Origin of the sequence: Micromonospora sp. NPDC007220, assembly GCF_040634035.1 — a bacterium.
Lineage (GTDB): Bacteria > Actinomycetota > Actinomycetes > Mycobacteriales > Micromonosporaceae > Micromonospora > Micromonospora reichwaldensis.
In genome coordinates this window covers 1-21,643 of the sequence record NZ_JBEYEU010000035.1, presented here as the reverse complement: position 1 = coordinate 21,643, position 21,643 = coordinate 1, and the positions used below count along the sequence as shown (strand labels likewise).

The following is a 21,643-nucleotide window of genomic DNA, read 5'->3' as shown; positions in this document are numbered from 1 at the left end:
CGCACACCTCGAACCCCGATACGGAGTGGCCCGATGCCCACTGAGGCAGAGTTCCTCGACTACCTCCGGCGTGCGACTGCCGACCTGCGCGACGCGCGTCGGCGGGTGCGCGAGGTGGAGGCCAAGGACCGCGAGCCGATGGCCGTCATCGGGATGGCGTGCCGGTTCCCGGGCGGCGTGTCCAGCCCGGCCGAGCTGTGGGACCTCGTCGACCGGGGCGGCGACGGGGTGGGCGACTTCCCGGCCGACCGGGGCTGGGACCTGGAGCGGCTCTTCAACGTCGACCCGGACAACCCGGGCACGTCGACCAGCAGCCAGGGCGGCTTCCTCTACGACGCGCCGCAGTTCGACCCGGGCTTCTTCGGCATCAGCCCCCGCGAGGCCCTGGCGATGGACCCCCACCAGCGGCTGCTGCTGGAGACCTCCTGGGAGGCGTTCGAGCACGCCGGCATCGACCCGCAGCGGCTGCGCGGCAGCCGGACCGGCGTCTTCGCCGGGGTGATGTACCACGACTACGCGTCGCGGGTGCTGGACCTGCCCGACGGCGTCGAGGGCTACATCGGCACCGGCAACTCCGGCAGCGTGGTGTCCGGGCGGGTGGCGTACACCTTCGGGCTCGAGGGCCCGGCGGTCACGGTGGACACGGCCTGCTCGTCGTCGCTGGTCGCCGTGCACCTCGCGACGCAGGCGCTGCGCCAGCGCGACTGCGACTTCGCGCTCGCCGGCGGCGTGACGGTCATGTCCACCCCGGGCACCTTCGCCGACTTCTCCCGCCAGCGGGGCCTTGCCTCGGACGGCCGGTGCAAGTCGTTCGCCGCCGCCGCCGACGGCACCGGCTGGTCCGAGGGCGTCGGCGTGCTGCTGTTGCAGCGGCTCTCCGACGCCCGCCGCGACGGCCGGCGCATCCTCGCCGTGGTCCGGGGCAGCGCCGTCAACCAGGACGGCGCCAGCAGCGGGCTCACCGCCCCGAACGGCCCGTCGCAGGAGCGGGTGATCCGGCAGGCCCTCGCGAACGCCCGGCTGTCCCCGGCCGACGTCGACGTGGTCGAGGCGCACGGCACCGGCACCACCCTCGGCGACCCGATCGAGGCGCAGGCGCTGCTGGCCACGTACGGGCAGGACCGGGGCGAGGGCGGGCCGCTCTGGCTGGGCTCGGTCAAGTCGAACCTGGGCCACACCCAGGCCGCCGCGGGCGCCGCCGGACTGATCAAGATGATCGAGGCGATCCGGCACCGCACCATGCCCGCCACCCTGCACGTCGACGAGCCGTCCCCGCACATCGACTGGTCCGCCGGGCAGGTGTCGCTGCTGACCGAGGCACGCCCGTGGTCGGGCACCGACCGGCCGCGCCGGGCCGCCGTGTCGTCGTTCGGCATCAGCGGTACGAACGCGCACGTCATCCTGGAGGAGGCGCCCGTCGACGACGCCCCGTCCACGGACGAGGCCCCGACCGCCGCCGACGCGCCGGTGGCGCTCCCGCTCGCCCCGGTGTTCCTCTCCGCCCGTACGCCCGAGGCGCTCGCCGGGCAGGCCGGCCGCTGGGCCGACCACCTCGCCCGCGTCGACTCCCTGCGCCCGCTGGACGTCGCGGCCTCCTCGGTCAACCGCGCGGGGCTCGAACACCGCGCGGTCGTCCTGGCGGGCGACGCGGACGACCTGCTCGCCGGGCTGCGGGCCCTCGCCGCCGGCGAGCCGACCGGCGCCGTCACCACCGGCGCGTCGGCCCCGCGCGGCCGGGTGGCCTTCCTCTTCTCGGGTCAGGGCGCGCAGCGCGCCGGCATGGGTCGCGAGCTGTACGCGGCCTTCCCGGTCTTCGCCGCCGCCCTCGACGAGGCGTGCGGGCACCTCGACCCGCTGCTGCCGCGCGCGCTGCGCGAGGTGCTGTTCGCCGGGGCGGGCACGCCCGAGGCGGAGCTGCTGGACCAGACGGTCTTCACCCAGGCGGGCCTGTTCGCCGTCGAGGTGGCCCTGTTCCGGCTCGTCGAGTCGTTCGGGGTCGCGCCGGACCTGGTGGCCGGGCACTCCATCGGCGAGATCGCGGCGGCGCACGTGGCGGGCGTGCTCTCCCTGGCCGAGGCGTGCGCGCTGGTCGCCGCGCGGGGCAGGCTCATGCAGGCCCTGCCGGCGGGCGGCGGCATGCTCGCCGTGGCGGCCGACGAGGCCGCCGTTGCCGCCTCCCTCGCCGGGCTGCCCGGCCGGCTGGACGTGGCCGCCGTGAACGGCCCCGCCGCCGTGGTGGTGGCGGGCGACGTCGAGGCCCTCGACGAGGTCCAGCGGGTGTGGTCCGAGCGGGGCGTGCAGACCCGCCGGCTGCGGGTCAGCCACGCCTTCCACAGCGCGCGGATGGACCCGATGCTGGCCGAGTTCGCGGCCGTCGCCGAGGGGCTGACGTTCCGGCCGCCGACGATCCCGGTGGTGTCGAACCTGACCGGCCGCGTCGCCGACGCCGACCAGCTCTGCGACCCGGGCTACTGGGTGCGCCACGTACGCGGCACCGTGCGCTTCGCCGACGCCGTCGACTGCCTGCGCGCCGAGGAGGTCGACACCTACCTGGAGGTGGGGCCGAACGGCGTCCTGACCGCCATGGCGCAGAACTGCCTCGCCGAGCGGGCGGAGGAGGACACCGCGCCCCTGCTGGCCCCGGTGTCGCGCCACGACCGGCCTGAGCCGCAGGCCCTCCTGGAGGCCCTCGCGCTGCTGCACGTGCACGGCGTGACCGTCGGGTGGGCCGACCTGCTCGACCGGGCCGGCGGTCGGCACCTGGACCTGCCGACGTACGCCTTCCAGCACCAGCGCTACTGGCTGGAGCCGGCGGGCCGGTGGACGGACGTCTCCGGGGCTGGCCTCGGGGCGGCCGGGCACCCGCTGCTCGGCGCGGCCGTCTCCGTGGCCGGCGAGGACATGGTGGTGCTGACCGGCCGCCTGTCCACGTCGACGCACGCGTGGCTCGCCGACCACTCGGTCTCCGGCGTGGTGATCGTGCCGGGCGCCGCCCTGGTGGAGTTGGCGGTGCGGGCGGGCGACGAGGTGGGCGCGTCGCGGGTGCGGGAGTTGACCGTGGCCGCGCCGCTGGTGCTGCCGGAGGCCGGCGCGGTGCGGGTGCAGGTGCGCGTCGGCGCGGCCGACGACGCGGGCACCCGGTCGGTGACCGTGCACTCCCAGCCGGAGGAGACCGTCGACCCGGAGTGGGTCCGGCACGCGGAGGGCGTGCTGGAGCCGGCGACGGCCGACGAGCCGGGCGTGGGGGAGTGGCCGCCGGCCGGCGCGGCCGAGGTGGACGTGGCGGGCTGGTACCCGGCGCTGGCCGAGCGCGGCCTGGCGTACGGGCCGGTGTTCCGGGGGCTGCGCCGGGTGTGGACGACCGGCGGCGACGAGGTGTTCGCCGAGGTGGCGTTGCCGGACGAGGTGGCGGGCGACGCGGCGGGCTTCGGGGTGCACCCGGCGCTGCTGGACGCCGCCCTGCACCCGATCGGGCTGCTGCCCGGTGCGGAGGGTTCGGGCGGGGCGCGGGTGCCGTTCGCGTTCGAGGGTGTGCAGGTGCACGCCTCGGGTGCGCGGGTGCTGCGGGTGCGGCTGTCGCGCGCGGGCTCGGCGGTGCGCCTGGTCGCGTGCGACGAGTCGGGTGCGGCCGTGGTGTCGGTGGACTCCCTGGCGCTGCGGGAGCTGACCGGGGTCTCGTCGTCCCCGGACGCGTCGGCCCGGTCGCTGTTCGAGGTCGCCTGGCAGGCCCAGGAGGTCACCCCGGCCGGGGACGTCTCCGGGTGGGCGCTGGTGGGCTCGCCCGCCGCCGCCGACCTGCCGGCGTTCGCCGACGTCGAGGCGGTGACCGCGGCCGCCGCCGGATCGTCGGGCGTGGCGCCGCGCCTGCTGCTGGTGCCGGCGGGCAGCCTGCGCCGACCCGACCGCGTCGGGACGGGGACCCTTCCGGTCCACCGTGGGGCGCACGACGAGGACGCCGACCTGCCGGCGGACGCCGCCGACAACGACCCCGACGCGGTACGCGCGGCGACCACGGCCGTGCTGGCGACCGTCCGGTCCTGGCTGGCGGCGGACGCGCTGGCGGAGTCGCGGCTGGTGGTGGTGACCCGGGGCGCGGTGTCGGTGGGTGCCGACGACCGGGTGTCCGACCTGGGCGGTGCGGCGGTGTGGGGTCTGCTGCGTTCGGCGCAGTCGGAGCACCCGGGTCGCATCGTGTTGGCGGACGTCGACGGTGACGTGGATGCCGGGCTGCTGGGTGTGCTGGCCTCGGTGGCTGACGAGCCGGTGGCGTTCGGTGGTCAGGTCGCGGTGCGTGCGGGTGGGGTGTTTGTGCCGCGTCTGGTGCGCGCGGTCGCCTCGGCGTCGGTGGAGGCGCCGGTTGTGGGTGGCGGTGCGGTGCTGGTGACCGGTGGTACGGGTGCGTTGGGTGCGCTGGTGGCGGAGCGCCTGGTGTCGGTGCACGGCGTGCGGTCGCTGGTGCTGGTGTCGCGGCGCGGTCCGGAGGCTGCGGGCGCTGGCGAGCTGTCGGAGCGGTTGTCGGCGCTGGGTGCGTCGGTACGGATTGCCGCCTGCGACGTGACGGACCGGGACCAGGTCGGTGCGCTGGTCGCCGAGGTCACCGCCGGGGAACGCCTGGCGGGCGTGGTGCACACCGCTGGTGTCCTCGACGACGGGATCGTGGAAGGGCTGACGGCCGAGCGCCTCGCCGGAGTGTTGGCGCCGAAGGTGTCGGCGGGTTGGTTCCTGCACGAGGCGACGGCGTCGCTGGATCTCGACTTGTTCGTGGTGTTCTCGTCGGTGGCTGGGGTGCTCGGCTCGCCGGGCCAGTCGGCGTACGCGGCGGGCAACGCGTTCCTGGACGGGTTGGCGGTCCACCGGAGGCAGCTCGGGTTGCCGGCCGTCAGCCTGGCATGGGGCATGTGGGACACCCCCGGCATGGGCGCGTCCCTCGATGAGGCGGACCGGGCGCGATCGACCCGGGGCGGCGTCACCGCGATGAGCGCCGAGACCGGGCTGCGGCTGTTCGACGCCGCCCTGACCGCCGACCGGCCGGCCCTCGTACCGGCCGTGATCGACCTGACCGCCCTCCGGGCCGCGGCCGGCGCCGGCCTGGTGCCGCCGATGCTCCGCGCCCTGGTCGGTACGACCACGACGCGCCGCCAGGCGGGACAGGGCACCACCTGGGCGACCCGCGTCAGCGGCCTCGCCGCCGACGAGGCGCGGGCCCAGATCGACGTGCTGGTACGCGGCCTCGTCGCGCAGGTGCTCGGGCACGGCGGCGCGGAGGCCGTGCCGGCCGACCGGGCGTTCCGGGAGCTGGGCTTCGACTCGCTGACCGCCGTCGACCTGCGCAACCGCGTCAACGCGGCCACCGGCCTCCGGCTGCCCTCGACGCTGGTGTTCGACTACCCGACGCCCCAGGCGCTCGCCGCCCACGTGCACGCCGAACTGGCCGGCGCCGCCGCCGGTCCCGCCGCGTCCGGGGCGCGGGCCACGGCCGGATTCGACGAGCCGATCGCCATCGTCGGCATGGCCTGCCGCTACCCGGGCGGCGTCGAGACGCCCGACCAGCTCTGGGCGCTACTGGCCGCCGGCGGCGAGGGCATCGGGGAGTTCCCCACCGACCGCGGCTGGGACCTGGAGAGCCTGTTCGACCCCGACCCCGACCACCCCGGCACGTCGTACACGCGCCACGGCGGTTTCCTCTACGGCGCCGGCGAGTTCGATCCCGGCTTCTTCGGCATCTCGCCGCGCGAGGCCCTGGCGATGGACCCGCAGCAGCGGCTGCTGCTGGAGGCGTCGTGGGAGTCGTTCGAGTCCGCCGGTCTCGATCCGCAGCGGCTGCGGGGCAGCCGGACGGGCGTCTTCGCCGGCGTCATGTACCACGACTACGCCTCCCAGCTCATGGAGCTGGCCGACGAGGTGGAGGGCTACGTCGGCACCGGCAACTCGGGCAGCGTCCTGTCCGGCCGGGTGGCGTACACGTTCGGCCTCGAAGGCCCGGCCGTCACCGTCGACACCGCCTGTTCCTCCAGCCTCGTGGCGCTGCACCTCGCGGCGCAGGCGTTGCGCTCCGGCGAGTGTGATCTGGCGTTGGCCGGTGGCGTGACGGTGATGGCGACGCCGGGGACGTTCATCGAGTTCTCCCGGCAGCGGGGCCTGTCGCAGGACGGCCGCTGCAAGTCGTTCGCCGCTTCGGCCGACGGCACCGGCTGGAGCGAGGGCGTGGGTGTCCTGCTCGTGCAGCGGCTCTCCGACGCCCAGCGGGAAGGCCGGCGCATCCACGCCGTCCTGCGGGGCACGGCCGTGAACCAGGACGGCGCCTCGAACGGCCTGACCGCCCCGAACGGCCCGTCGCAGCAGCGCGTGATCCACCAGGCCCTCGCGAACGCCCGCCTCACCCCGGCCGACGTGGACGCCGTCGAGGCGCACGGCACCGGGACCACCCTCGGCGACCCCATCGAGGCGCAGGCCCTGCTGGCGACGTACGGGCAGGAGCGTCCGCAGGACCGGCCGCTGTTGTTGGGGTCGGTGAAGTCGAACATCGGGCACACGCAGGCGGCTGCCGGTGTGGCTGGTGTGATCAAGATGGTCATGGCGATGCGGCACGGCCTCGTCCCGGCGACCCTGCACGTGGACGAGGCGTCGCCGCACGTCGACTGGACGGCCGGGGCGGTGGCCCTCGCGACGGAGCCCACCCCGTGGCCGCAGGTCGGCCGGCCGCGTCGGGCGGCGGTGTCGTCGTTCGGCATCTCCGGCACCAACGCCCACGTGATCATCGAGCAGCCGCCCGCCGAGCCGGTCGAGGCACGCGCCGCCGACCGTCCGCGCGCCGGCGTCGTACCCCTGGTGCTCTCCGCCGTGGACGCCCCGGCGCTGCGCGAACAGGCGGCCCGGCTGGGCGCGCACCTCGCGGCGCACCCGGAGCTGGCCCCGGCCGACGTCGCGCACGCCCTGGCGACCACCCGGGCCGCGTTCGGGCACCGCGCCGTCGTCCTCGGCCGCGACACCGTCGGCCTGACGCGGGCCCTGGAGTCGCTCCGCCTCGGCGAGGCCACCCCCGACACGGTCACCGGCACCGCGCTGCGCGGCGGCGACCCGGTCCTCGTCTTCCCCGGCCACGGCGACCCATGGCCCGCCACGGCCGTCGAGCTGCTGGACCGGGCGCCGGAGTTCGCCGCCTCGATCGCCGCCTGCGAAGCGGCCCTCGCACCCCACGTGGACTGGTCGCTCACCGCCGTGCTGCGCGGCGCGGACGGCGCCCCGCCCGCGACGGACACCTGGGTGACGCACCCCGTCCGGTGGGCCGTGGCGGTCTCGCTGGCCCGCTGGTGGCGCTCGCTTGGCGTCCGGCCCGCCGCCGTGGTCGGGCACGCCCACGGCGAGGTCGCGGCCGCCTGCGTGGCCGGCGCGCTGTCGCTGGAGGACGCGGCGAGGACGATCGCCCTCGGCAGCCGGGCCGACGCCGACCCGGGCGCGCTGGCCGGGACCACCCTCGGGGCGGCCGAGGTGCCGCTGTACTCGGCGGCGACCGGCGGACGGGTCGACACCGACGGCCTCGACGCCGCCCGCTGGTACCGGGGGCTGGCCGACGGCGTCGACGTCGACCCGGTCGTGCGCGCCCTGCTCGACGAGGGCCACCAGGTCCTCGTCGAGGCCGCCACCGGGCCCGTGCTCGCCGCCGGAATGCGGGAGATCGCGCAGGGCGTCGACGACGCCGTCGTGGTGGCCGCCGACGACACCGACGCCGGCGGTTGGCCCCGGATGCTGACCGTCCTCGCCGGGCTGCACGTGCACGGCGTGCCCGTGGACTGGACGGCCGTCCTGGGCGCCCGCACCGGCCCGCCGGTGGAACTGCCGACGTACGCCTTCCAGCGCCAGCGGTACTGGCCGCAGGCGCAGGTCACGACCGGCCCCGCCCTTGCCGGCCAGGACGAGGCGGACCGGCACTTCTGGGAGGCCGTGGAACGCGCCGACCCGCAGGCGTTGGCCGCCGCCATGCGGATCGACGAGACGGCGGCCCGGTCCCTCGACCCCGCGCTGCCGCTGCTCTCCTCGTGGCGCCGACGCCGCCGCGACGAGTCCACGGTGGACTCGTGGCGCTACCGGGTGACCTGGAAGCCGGTGACCGTCGCGCCGGAGGTCACCCTGTCCGGCGCCTGGCTGCTGCTGGTGCCGGCGGACGGCGCCGCGCGCCCCCTGGTCGACGGCGTCGCCCGGGCCCTCACCGAGGGCGGGGCCGAGGTCGTCCGGATCGACGTGCCGGGGACGGACCGGCAGGCGCTGGCCGAGCGGCTGGCGCGCACCGGCGCCGTCGCCGGCGTGCTCTCCCTGCTCGGCCTGGACGACGTCGCGCACCCGACCCACCCGGTGGTGCCGGCGGGACTCGCCGGCACGTACGCCCTGGTCCAGGCCCTCGGCGACGCCGGGATCACCGCCCCCCTGTGGTGCGCCACCACCGGCGCGGTCTCCACCGGCCGGGCCGACCCGCTCGACCGCCCCCGCCAGGCGATGCTCTGGGGCCTCGGCCGGGTGGTCGCCCTCGAACACCCGGACCGCTGGGGCGGCCTCGTCGACCTGCCCACCGAGCTGGACCCCCGGGACCGGGGCCGCCTCGTGGCGGTGCTGGCCGGCGTCGACGCCGAGGACCAGCTGGCGCTGCGCCCCTCCGGGGTGTTCGCCCGGCGACTGGTCCGGGCCCGCGCCGAGCGCACCGCGACGGGGGACTGGCGTCCCGCCAGCGGCGCCGTCCTGGTCACCGGCGGCCTCGGGTCGATCGGGGCCCAGGTGGCGCGCTGGCTGGCCCGCGAGGGCGTCGGCGAGCTGGTGCTGACCGGCCGCCAGGGCCCCGCCACGCCCGGCGCCGACGAGCTGGCGGACGAACTGCGCGCCGCCGGCGCCACCGTCACCGTGGCCGCCTGCGACGTCGCCGACCCCGCCGCCGTGCGGGCCCTCGTCGAGCGGCTCGCCGGGCAGGGCACCCGCATCGGGGCCGTGTTCCACACCGCTGGCGTCGCCCACGCCGCACCGGTCGCGGCCACCGACGTGGCCGACCTCGCCGACGCCCTGCGGGCCAAGGTGGCCGGCGCGGTCAACCTCGACGAGGTGTGCGGCGACGAGCTGTCGGCGTTCGTGCTCTTCTCCTCCGGCGCGGGCGTCTGGGGCGGCGGACACCAGGGCGGCTACGCCGCGGCCAACGCCTTCCTCGACGCGCTCGCCGAGGACCGGCGCCGGCGCGGCCGGGCCGCCACCGCCGTCGCCTGGGGCGCCTGGGACGGCGGCGGCATGGTCGACGCCGAGGGCGCCGCCGACCAGATGTTCCGCTCGGGCGTGCGGGCCATGCGCCCCGACCTCGCGGTCTCCGTCCTGGCCGAGGCGTTGGACCACGGCGACACCACGCTCACCGTGGCGGACATCGCCTGGGACCGGTTCCTCCAGACCTACACGCTGGCCCGCCCCCGGCCGCTGATCGCCGACGTCCCGGAGGTGGCGCGGCTGCTCGCCGCCGGGCAGCGCGACGGCGACGGGCCCGACGCGGCCTCGCCGCTGCGCGGCCGGCTGGCCGGACTCGCCGCACCGGAACGGCGCCGCGTCCTGCTCGACCTCGTCCGGGTCCACGCGGCGGCGGTGCTGCGACTGTCCTCGCCGCAGGCGCTCGCGGCGGACCGGTCGTTCCGGGAGATCGGCTTCGACTCGCTCAGCGCCGTCGAGATGCGCAACCGGCTCGCCGAGGCGGTGGGGCTGAACCTGCCGGCGACCCTGGTCTTCGACCGCCCGACGCCCGACGCCCTCGCCGAGCACCTGGCGACCCGGCTCACCGGCGACGACACCCCGGCGGCCGAGCCCGTGCGGGCCGCCACCGCGCTGGACGAGCCGATCGCCATCGTCTCGATGAGCTGCCGCTACCCCGGCGGCGTCGCCGGCCCGGAGGACCTGTGGCGACTCGTCGCCGAGGGGCGCGACGGCATCGCGGAGTTCCCGGCCGACCGGGGCTGGGACCTAGCGGCGATCTACGACCCCGATCCCGACCGGCCCGGCACCTCGTACGTGCGGGAGGGCGGCTTCCTCACCGACGCCGCCGGCTTCGACGCCGCCCTGTTCGGCATCTCTCCGCGCGAGGCGATGGTGATGGACCCGCAGCAGCGGGTGCTGCTGGAGAGCGCCTGGGAGCTGTTCGAGCGGTCCGGCACCGCGCCGGCCGACATGCGGGAGACCAACACCGGCGTCTTCGTCGGCACCAACGGCCAGGACTACGCGACGCTGCTGATGGCCGCCCGGGTCGAGACCGAGGGCTACCAGGCCACCGGCAACGTCGCCGCCGTCATCAGCGGTCGGCTGGCGTACCACTTCGGGTTGCAGGGCCCCGCCGTCAGCGTCGACACCGCCTGCTCGTCGTCGCTGGTGGCGCTGCACCTGGCCTGCCAGTCCCTGCGGCAGGGCGAGTGCGACGTCGCCGTCGCCGGCGGCGTGACGGTGATGGCCACCCCCGGCCCGTTCCTGGAGTTCGCCCGGCAGCGGGGGCTGGCCCTCGACGGCCGGTGCAAGTCGTTCGCCGGGGCCGCCGACGGCACCGGCTGGGGCGAGGGCGTCGGCCTGGTGATGTTGCAGCGGCTCTCCGACGCCCAGCGCGACGGCCGCCGGATCCTGGCCGTCGTGCGCGGCTCGGCGATGAACCAGGACGGCGCCAGCAACGGGCTGACCGCCCCCAACGGGCCGGCGCAGGAGCGGGTGATCAGCCAGGCGCTGGCCAACGCGCGGCTGACCGCCGCCGACGTGGACGCCGTCGACGGGCACGGCACCGGCACCCGCCTCGGCGACCCCATCGAGGCGCAGGCGCTGCTGGCCACGTACGGGCGGGACCGGCCCGCCGACCGGCCGCTGCTGCTCGGCTCGGTCAAGTCGAACATCGGCCACACCCAGGCCGCCGCCGGCGTCTCCGGCGTGATCAAGATGGTGATGGCGCTCCAGCACGACCTGCTGCCGCCCACCCTGCACGTGGACGAGCCCTCGCCGCACGTGGACTGGTCGGCGGGCGCGGTCGCGCTGCTGACCGAGGCGCAGCCGTGGCCGGAGGCGGACCGGCCGCGCCGGGCCGGCGTGTCGTCGTTCGGGGTCAGCGGCACCAACGTGCACGTCATCCTCGAACAGGCGCCCGCCGCCGCGCCGGCCGACACCGGGACGCCCCGGCCGGCCGACGGACCGCCGGTGCTGCCCTGGGTCGTCTCGGCCGACGCCGCCGGCAGCCTGCGGGCCCAGGCGGCCCGGCTGGCCGACTGGCTGCCGGGCACCGCGACGCCCGCCGCCGACGTGGCCCGGGGACTGGCCACCGGACGCTCCCCGCTGCGGCATCGCGCGGTGCTGCTCGCCGCGGACGCCGACGCCGCCCTCGCCGGCCTGCGGGCACTCGCCGCCGGCGAGGAGCACCCCGGACTCACCCGGGGCGTCGCCGAGCCCGGCGGCGCGCTGGCGGCGCTCTTCTCCGGCCAGGGCGCCCAGCACGCCGGGATGGGCCGTCGCCTGTACGAGACGTTCCCGGTCTTCGCCGCGACGGTCGACGAGGCGTGCCAGCACCTGGACGCGTACCTGCCGCAGCCGCTGCGCACGGTGCTCTTCGCCGAGCCCGGCACCGCCGAGGCCGACCTGCTCGACCAGACGGCCTTCACCCAGGCCGGGCTCTTCGCCGTCGAGTTGGCGCTGTTCCGGCTGCTCGAACACTGGGGGATCCGGCCCGACTTCGTGGCCGGGCACTCCGTCGGGGAGATCAGCGCGGCCCACGTGGCCGGGGTGCTCGACCTGCCCGACGCCTGCGCGCTCGTCGGCAACCGGGGCCGGCTGATGCAGGCCCTGCCCGCCGGCGGCGGGATGCTCGCCGTCGCCGCGCCCGAGGTCGACGTGCTGCGGGCGCTGGACGGCACGTCGGGACAGGTCGCCGTCGCCGCCGTGAACGGGCCGGCCGCCGTCGTCGTCGCCGGGGCGCAGGACGCGTTGACCGAGCTGGCGGACCACTTCGCCGGCCTCGGCGTGCGTACGAAGCGGCTGCGGGTCAGCCACGCCTTCCACAGCCCGCTGATGGAGCCGATGCTCGCCGACTTCGCGGCCGTGGCGGCGAGCCTGTCGTACGCCCCGCCGACGGTGCCGCTGGTGTCGAACCTGACCGGCGCGGTCATCGACGCCGAGCAGCTCTGCACCCCCGACTACTGGGTCCGGCACGTCCGCGAGGCGGTCCGCTTCGCCGACACCGTCACCCACCTGCACGCCCACGGGGTGACCCGGTTCCTGGAGATCGGGCCGGACACCGTGCTGACCGCCCTGACCGCCGACGCGCTGCCGGCGGACGCCCCGGTCATGGTGACCGGCGTGCAGCGGCCCGGCCAGGACGAGGTGGCCACCCTGCTCGGCGCGGTGGCCCGACTGCACTGCCACGGCGTGGCCGTCCGCTGGTCGCGGCTGCTGCCCGGCGCCGGTCCCGTGGACCTGCCCACGTACGCGTTCGACCACCAGCGGTTCTGGCCGACCCTCGACGCGGCGCCGGCGCACACCCCCGCCGCCGCGCCCGACGACGTCGACTCGGCGTTCTGGCGGGCCGTGGCGTCGGGCGACGGCGACGCGCTCGCCGGCCGGCTCGGCCTCGACGCGGACCGGCCGCTGCGCGAACTGCTGCCGGACCTGGACCGGTGGCGGCGCCAGCAGCAGGAGGACACCCTCGCCGGCGGCTGGCGCTACCGGGTCACCTGGCGCCCGCAGGCCCTCGCCCCGGGTGCCGTCGACGGCACGTGGACCCTGGTCCACAGCGGCACGGACCAGCCGGTCGTCGACCGGCTCGCCGAGCTCGTCACCGCCCGGGGCGGCACCGTGCGGCAGCTCGCCGTCGACCCGGCCACGACCGACCGCACGGCGCTCGCCGCGCAGCTGGCCGGCGCCGCGCCGACCCGGATCGTGTCGCTGCTCGCCCTCGACGAGCGACCGCAGCCCGACCGGCCCGCCGTGCCGCTGGGCCTGACCGCGAACCTCGCCCTGGTGCAGGCGGTCACGGACGCCCTGCCCCCGGTGCCACTCTGGCTGCTCACCCGGCAGGCCGTCGCCACCGCCGACGGCGACCCCGTCGTCCGCCCCGCCCAGGCCACCACGTGGGGCCTCGGCCTGGTGACCGCGCTGGAACACCCCCGGCACTGGGGTGGCCTGCTGGACCTGCCCGAGACCCTGACCCCGGCCGCCGCCGAGCACGTCCTGGCGGCGCTCACCGCCGCCGGGCACGAGGACCAGCTCGCGGTGCGCGACTCCGGGACGTACCTGCGCCGGCTGGCCCGCGCGCCCCGCGCCGAGGCGGCGGCCGACTGGCAGGCGCCGGGCACCGTCCTGGTCACCGGCGGCACGGGCGCCGTCGGCCGGTACGCCGCCGCCTGGTTCGCCCGGCACGGCGCGCGGCGACTGCTGCTGGTCAGCCGGCGCGGCGCGGCGGCCCCCGGCGCGGACGAGGCGGTGGCGGAACTGGCCGCCCTCGGCGCCGAGGCCCGGGTGCTGGCCTGCGACCTGGCCGACCGGGACGCGGTCGCCGAGCTGGTCCGTGGCCTGCGCACCGACGGCGAGACCGTGCACGCGGTGGTGCACGCCGCCGGGGTGGGCCGGCTCAACCCGGTCGCCGCGGTGACCGGGGCGGAACTCGCCGACGTCGTCTCCGGCAAGATCGCCGGCGCCCGGCACCTCGACGAGTTCCTCGACCCGGAGCCGCTCGACCTGGTCGTGCACTTCTCCTCCATCGCGGCCGTCTGGGGCGTCGGCGACCACGGCGCGTACGCCGCCGGCAACGCCTTCCTGGACGCCTGGGCGCAGTCCCGGCCGGCCGGGGGTCCCCGGCACCTCTCGGTGAACTGGGGGCCGTGGGCCGGCGGCGGCATGGTGACCGACGCGCACGCGGCGGCCATGAGCCGGCGCGGGGTGTCCCTGCTGGACCGGGAACCGGCGATGGCCGCCCTGCGCGCCGGCCTCGACGGCGACGACACCGCCCTCACCGTCGCCGACATCGACTGGGACCGCTTCGCGCCGGTGTTCGCCTCCGCCCGGCCCCGGCCGCTGATCAGCGAGATCGCCGAGGTGGCCGCCCAGGCCGCGGCGGCGCGGGCCGACGCCGAGGACGGCGACCAGGTCGCCGGCGAGCTGCGCAAGCGGCTCGGCGAGCTGTCGCAGGCCGAACAGGCACGGCTGCTGGTGGACCTCATCCGCACCGCCGCCGGCGAGGTCATCGGCCACGACAGCCCGTACGCCGTCGAGGCCGGCCGGCCCTTCCGGGACCTCGGCTTCGACTCGCTGACCGCCGTGGAGCTGCGGGGCCGGCTGGCCCGCTCGACGGGGCTGAGCCTGCCCAGCTCGGTGGTGTTCGACTACCCGACGCCGCAGGCGCTGGCCGAGCACCTGCGGGCCGAACTGCTCAGCGAGGCCTCGGTGGAGGCCCTGCCGACGCTGGCGGAGCTGGACCAGTTGGAGAGCGCCCTCGCGCTGCGCGACCCGGACGACATCGGCCGGGTGCGGATCACGATGCGGCTGCACAGCCTGCTCGAACGGCTCGGCACCGCCGAGGAACGCCGGGAGGAGACCGCCGAGGTCGCCGACCGGCTGCGGGTGGCCAGCAACCAGGAGCTGTTCGACCTCATCGACCAGGACCTCGGGCTCTCCTGAGCCGCCCGGGGACCTGTGGTGTCACGAGAAAGCGAGATGTCATGGCGGACGAAGAGCGGCTGCGCGAATACCTGACGCGGGTCGTCGCCGAACTTCAGCAGACCCGCCAACGGCTGCGCGAGGTCACCGCCGAGGAGTCCGAGCCGGTGGCGATCGTGGCGATGAGCTGCCGCTACCCGGGCGGCATCAGCTCGCCCGAACAGCTGTGGGAGTTCGTCTCGTCCGGCGGGGACGCCATCGGCGACTTCCCCACCGACCGGGGCTGGGACCTGGAGCGGCTCTACCATGCCGACCCGGACAACGCCGGCACCTCGTACACCACCTCCGGCGGGTTCCTGCACGACGCGGGGCGCTTCGACGCCGCGCTGTTCGGCATCTCGCCGCGCGAGGCGGTCGCCATGGACCCGCAGCAGCGGCTGCTGCTGGAGACCACCTGGGAGCTGTTCGAGCGGGCCGGCATCGCCCCGCTGTCGCTGCGCGGCAGCCGCTCCGGCGTCTTCGTCGGCACCTCCGGCCAGGACTACGCCGCCGTGCTGCACCGGGCCCCCGGCGTCGAGGGGTACGTGCTGACCGGCACCGCCGCCAGCGTGGTCTCCGGCCGGCTGGCGTACACGTTCGGCCTCGAGGGCCCGTCGGTCACCGTGGACACCGCCTGCTCGTCGGCGTCGGTCGCCATCCACCTCGCCTGCCAGGCGCTGCGTCAGCGGGAGTGCGGCCTGGCCCTGGCCGGCGGCGCGACCGTGCTGGCCACCCCCGGCCCGTTCGTCGAGTTCTCCCGGCAGCGTGGCCTCGCCGCCGACGGCCGGTGCAAGTCCTTCGCCGCGTCCGCCGACGGCACCGGCTGGTCCGAGGGCGTCGGCATGCTGCTGCTGGAACGGCTCAGCGACGCCCGCCGCAACGGCCACCCGGTGCTCGGCGTCATCCGCAGCTCGGCGGTCAACTCCGACGGCGCGTCCAACGGCCTGACCGCCCCCAACGGCCCGTCCCAGCAGCGGGTCATCCGGCAGGCCCTGGCCGGCGCGAAGCTCACCCCCGACCTGGTCGACGTGGTCGAGGCGCACGGCACCGGCACCACCCTCGGCGACCCGATCGAGGCCCAGGCCCTGCTCGCCACGTACGGCCGGGAGCGCGGCGACGCCGCGCCGCTGCTGCTCGGCTCCATCAAGTCCAACATCGGCCACACCCAGGCCGCCGCCGGCATCGCCGGGGTGATCAAGATGGTGGAGGCGATGCGGCACGGCGTCGTGCCGGCCACCCTGCACGTCGACGAGCCCACCCCGCACGTGGACTGGGCCACCGGCGCGGTCACCCTGGTCACCGAGGCCACGCCGTGGCCGGCCGTGGACCGGCCGCGCCGCGCCGCCGTCTCCTCCTTCGGCATGAGCGGCACCAACACCCACCTCATTCTCGAACAGCCCGAGCCGGCCCGCGTCGAGGCCGACCGGCCGGAGCCGCCCGCGCCCGCGCCGGTGCTGCTCACCGGCCGCACCCGCGCCGCGCTGCGCCACCAGGCCGGGCGCTGGTCGCGGTACGTCGCCGACGACCCGGACGTGCGCCCGGCCGACGTCGCCTGGACCTCGGTGGTCTCCCGCTCGCCCCTGGAACACCGGGCGGTCGTCCTCGCCGACGACCGCGATGGCCTGCTCGCCGCCCTGCACGCCCTCGCCGACGACCGGCCCGCCCCCGGCCTGGTCACCGGTGCCGCCGCCGAACGCGGCGGGGTCGCGTTCCTCTTCTCCGGCCAGGGCGCCCAGCGCGCCGGCGCCGGCCGGGAGCTGTACGAGACGTACCCCGTCTTCGCGGAGGCGCTCGACGAGGTCTGCGCCCACCTCGACCACCGGCTGCCCCGGCCGCTGAAGCCGCTGCTGCACGCCGAGCCCGGCACCGACGAGGCGGCGCTGCTCGACCAGACCGTCTTCACCCAGGCCGCGCTCTTCGCCGTCGAGGTGGCGCTGCACCGGCTGCTCGGCTCCTGGGGGCTGGCCCCGGACATGGTCGCCGGGCACTCCGTCGGCGAGCTGACCGCCGCCCACGTCGCCGGCGTGCTCACCCTCGACGACGCCTGCGCCCTCGTCGCCGCCCGGGGCCGGCTCATGCAGGCCCTGCCCGCCGGCGGCGCGATGCTCGCCGTCGCCGCCGACGAGGCCCGGGTCGCCGAGTCGATCGCCGCGCTGACCGACCGGGTCGCCGTCGCGGCCGTCAACGCCCCCGGCGCCGTCGTCGTCTCCGGCGACGGCGCGGCCATCGACGAGCTGGCCGACCTCTGGACCGGCCGGGGGGTGAAGGTGCGGCGGCTGCGGGTCAGCCACGCCTTCCACAGCCCGCTGATGGAGCCGATGCTCGCCGAGTTCGCCGCCGTCGCCGCCGGCCTCGACCTGCGCGCCCCCACCCTGCCGGTGGTGTCCAACCTGACCGGCGAGCTGGCCGACCCGGCGCAGCTCACCGACCCGAACTACTGGGTGCGCCACGTCCGGGAGGCGGTCCGCTTCGCCGACGGCGTACGCACCCTGCGCGCCCACGGCGTCGGCACCTTCGTGGAGGTCGGCCCCGACGCCGTCCTCACCGCCGGCATCCAGGAGACCCTCGCCGAGGCCGAAGCCGGCGACGCCGCCCCCGCCGTGGTGGTGCCGGTGCTGCGCCGGGACCGCCCGGACCGTCGCGCCCTGCTCGCCGCCCTCGCCCAGCTCCACGTCGCCGGCACCCCGGTGCGCTGGGCGGATCTGCTCGCCGACCGGCCCGGCCGGCTCGTCGGCCTGCCCACCTACCCGTTCGAGCGGCAGCACTACTGGGTGCCGGCCGAGGCGCCCGCCGACGAGGCCACCGCCGGCGGAGCCGGCGCGCTCGACCGGCGGTTCTGGGCAGCCGTCGAACGCGCCGACCTCGACGCGCTGCGCGACACCCTCGCCGTCACCGACACCGCCGCCGCCGAGTCGCTGCGTACCCTGCTGCCCGTCCTCGCCGACTGGCGGCGGCAGCGGCAGGAACACTCGGTGCTCGACGGCTGGCGGTACCGGGCCGACTGGCAGGTGACCGGAGAACCCGCCCCCGCCCGGCTGGCCGGCACCTGGCTGCTGGCGCTGCCCGCCGGCGGCGCCGACGACCCGGCGGTGCAGACCGTCCGGGCCGCGCTGACCGGCGCCGGCGCCGACGTGCTGCCGCTGACCGTGGAGCCGGACGCCGACCGGGCCGGCCTCGCGGCGTCCCTCGCCGGCACCGACCCCGCCGGCGTCGTCTCCCTGCTCGCCGCCGAGCCGCCCGCCGCCGACAGCACCGCCCTGCCCGGCCTGGCGGCCACCCTCGCGCTCGTGCAGGCGCTCGGCGACGCCGACCTGGCCGCGCCGCTGTGGCTGGTCACCCGGGGCGCGGTCGCCGCCGCCTCGTACGACCGGCTCACCGACCCGGCGCGGGCCGCCGTCTGGGGCCTCGGCCGGGTGGTCGGCGTCGAGGCCCCGCACCGCTGGGGCGGCCTGGTCGACCTGCCGCCGGAGCCCGACGACCGGGCCGCCACCCGGCTCGCCGCGATCCTCACGGGATCGACCGGCGAGGACCAGCTCGCGGTACGCGGCCCCGGCGTCTTCGCCCGCCGCCTCGTGCGCGCCGCCCTCGGCGACCGCCCGCCGGCGCGCCGCTTCACGCCCACCGGCACCGCCCTGATCACCGGCGGCACCGGCGGACTCGGCGCCCGCGCCGCCCGCTGGCTCGCCGCCGCCGGAGCCGAGCGCGTCGTGCTGGTCAGCCGGCGCGGACCCGACGCCCCCGGCGCCGCCGAGCTGGAGGCCGAGCTGACCGGCCTCGGGGCCCGGGTCACCGTCGCCGCCTGCGACATCGCCGACCGGGCCGCCCTTGCCGACCTGCTCGACCGGGTCGAGGCCGAGGGCCCGCCCGTGCGCACCGTCCTGCACACCGCCGGCATCGCGCAGGCCACCCCGCTGGCGGAGGTCACCCCCGCCGAGCTGGCCGAGGTGACCGTCGGCAAGACCGCCGGCGCCGCCCACCTCGCCGACCTCCTTGCCGACCGGGAACTGGACGCCTTCGTCGTCTACTCGTCCATCGCCGCCACCTGGGGCAGCGGCGGGCAGGCCGGGTACGCGGCAGGCAACGCCTACCTCGACGCGCTGGTGCAGCGGCGGCGGGCCGAGGGCCGGGCCGGCACCGCCATCGCCTGGGGACCGTGGTCCGACGGCGGCATGCACGCGGCGGACGCCGAGCGCAACCTGCGCCGCCGGGGCCTGCCCGCCATGGACCCGACCGTCGCCATGGGCGCGTTGCAACAGGCCCTCGACCACGACGACGTCACCGTGACGGTGGCCGACGTGGACTGGGCCCGGTTCGCCCCCGCGTACGCCTCCGCCCGCCGCCGGCCACTGCTGGAGGGCGTACCGGAGGCGCGGGCCGCCCTCGACGGCGGCGTCGCGGTCGACGACGGCGACGAGGGCCCGGCGGCGACCCTGCGCCGGCGGCTCGCCGGGCTGGCCCCGGCCCGCCGCGAGGAGGCCGTCGCCGACCTGGTCCGGGAACTCGCCGCCGACGTGCTCGGCCACGACGGCGGGGCGGCGGCCATCCCGGCGACCACCGCGTTCCGGGACCTCGGCTTCGACTCGCTGACCGCGGTGGAGCTGCGCAACCGGCTCGTCGCCGCCACCGGGCAGGCGCTGCCCACCACCCTGGTCTTCGACCACCCCACCCCGGTCGTGCTGGCCCGGCTCCTGCTCACCGGCCTCTTCGGCGCCGACGCCGACGCCGGGCCGGCCCCCGTCGCCGCCCCGGCCGCCGTCGACGACGACGAACCGGTGGCCATCGTCGCCATGGCCTGCCGCTACCCCGGGGGCGTCGACGACCCCGAGCGGCTGTGGCGCCTCGTCGCGGACGGCGTGGACGCCATCGGCGACTTCCCGACCGACCGGGGCTGGGACCTCGACCGGCTCTACGACCCCGACCCGGCCAACCCCGGCACCACCTACACCGACAAGGGCGGCTTCCTCGACGGGGCGGCGGAGTTCGACCCGGGCTTCTTCGGGATCTCGCCGCGCGAGGCGGCGGCGATGGACCCGCAGCAGCGGTTGCTGCTGGAGGTCTCGTGGGAGGCGGTCGAGCGGGCAGGGGTTGAGCCTGGGGTCCTACGGGGTTCGCGAACAGGGGTGTTCGTGGGCACGAATGGTCAGGACTATGGGGCCCTGCTCATGGCTGCGGGGGAGCAGGCCGAAGGGTTCGGGGCCACGGGCAACGCCGCCAGTGTGGTGTCGGGTCGGGTGGCGTACGCGTTGGGGTTGGAGGGGCCGGCGGTGTCGGTGGACACGGCGTGTTCGTCGTCGTTGGTGGCGTTGCACCTGGCGGTGCAGTCGCTGCGGCGCGGCGAGTGCGACATGGCCCTCGCCGGCGGCGTCACGGTCATGGCCACCCCCGGCACCTTCTTCGAGTTCTCCCGGCAGCGTGGGCTGGCCGCCGACGGCCGGTGCAAGGCGTTCGCGGCGGCTGCGGACGGCACCGGCTGGGGCGAGGGCGTCGGCATGCTGCTGGTCGAGCGGCTGTCGGACGCCCGGCGCAACGGCCACCGCGTCCTGGCGATCGTGCGGGGCAGTGCCGTCAACCAGGACGGTGCCTCCAACGGGTTGACGGCGCCGAACGGCCCGTCGCAGCAGCGGGTGATCCGGCAGGCCCTCGCGGGTGCCCGGCTGGGCACCGCCGACGTGGACGTGGTCGAGGCGCACGGCACGGGCACGACGCTCGGCGACCCGATCGAGGCGCAGGCGCTGCTGGCCACGTACGGGCAGGGCCGCGAGGGGCACGAGCCGCTGCTGCTCGGCTCGATCAAGTCGAACCTCGGCCACACCCAGGCCGCCTCGGGCGTGGCGGGTGTGATCAAGATGGTGCTGGCGATGCGCGAGGGCGTGGTCCCCGCGACGCTGCACGTGGACGAGCCGTCCCCGCACATCGACTGGTCCGCCGGGGCCGTCGAGTTGGCGATCGAGTCGCGGCCGTGGCCGGCGGTGGAGCGGCCGCGCCGGGCGGCGGTGTCGTCGTTCGGCATGTCCGGCACGAACGCCCACGTGATCATCGAGCAGGCCGACGAGCCGGAGGCCGTCGCCCCCGCCGTGGCCGGCCCCGGACTGGTGGCGTCGGGCGTCGTGGCGTGGCCGGTGTCGGCGCGGTCGAAGGCCGCCCTGGCGGGCCAGGCCGCCCGCCTGGCGGAGTACGTGCGTGAGCGCGGCGAGGTCGATGCGGCGGCGGTGGGCTGGTCCCTCGCCGCCACCCGGTCGGTGTTCGACCAGCGGGCCGCCGTCGTCGGGTCGAGCCTGGAGGAGTTGCTGGCGGGGCTGGACGCGCTGGTGTCGGGGGCGCCGGCCGGCAACGTCGTCGCAGGCACCGCCACGCCCCACGGGGCGGGTCCGGTGTTCGTGTTCCCGGGTCAGGGTGCGCAGTCGGCGCGGATGGCGGCCGGTCTGGTGGGTCGTACGCCGGTGTTCGACGCGCGGCTGGCGGAGTGTCAGCGGGCCCTGGCGCCGTACCTGGACGTCGACCTCGTGTCGGTGCTCACCGGTGACGACGAGTCGTGGTTGGCGCGGGTCGAGGTCGTGCAGCCGGTGCTGTGGGCTGTCGGCATGGCGCTCGCCGCCGTGTGGCAGCACGCCGGGGTCACCCCGGCGGCGGTGGTCGGTCACTCGCAGGGTGAGATCGGTGCGGCGTGCGTGGCCGGGATCCTCAGCATCGAGGACGCGGCGAAGGCCGTGGCGCTGCGGTCGCGGGCGCTGACCGTGCTGCGGGGCACCGGCACCATGGCCTCGGTCGACCTCTCCGCAGAGGCGGTCGCGGAGCGGCTCGGGGAGTTCCCCGGCGTGGGTGTCGCGGCGGTCAACGGCCCGTCCACGGTCGTGGTGTCGGGTCCGCCGCAGCCGGTTGCCGACCTGGTCGAGTCCTGCCAGGCCGACGGTGTGCGGGCCCGGTTGATCCCGGTGGACTACGCGTCGCATTCGGCGGCGGTGCAGGAGGTGGC

The 21,643-nt window shown here is 77.0% G+C and carries 2 protein-coding genes; both read left to right on the top strand.

The annotated features are described in order from the left end of the window. The first annotated feature begins 33 nt into the window (after window positions 1-33). Complete coding sequence (locus ABZ573_RS30210) at window positions 34-14,652, top strand: type I polyketide synthase (RefSeq protein ID WP_358122422.1); 14,619 nt, start codon at window positions 34-36, stop codon at window positions 14,650-14,652. 41 nt (window positions 14,653-14,693) lie between these two features. After that, window positions 14,694-21,643, top strand: a 6,950-nt coding sequence (locus ABZ573_RS30205; protein ID WP_358122420.1) for a type I polyketide synthase, incomplete at its 3' end; no start/stop codon positions are given.

Coding starts and splice junctions, on each gene's coding strand:
- ABZ573_RS30210 (WP_358122422.1), top strand. CDS start 34: ATGCCCACTGAGGCAGAGTTCCTCGACTACCTCCGGCGTGCGACTGCC.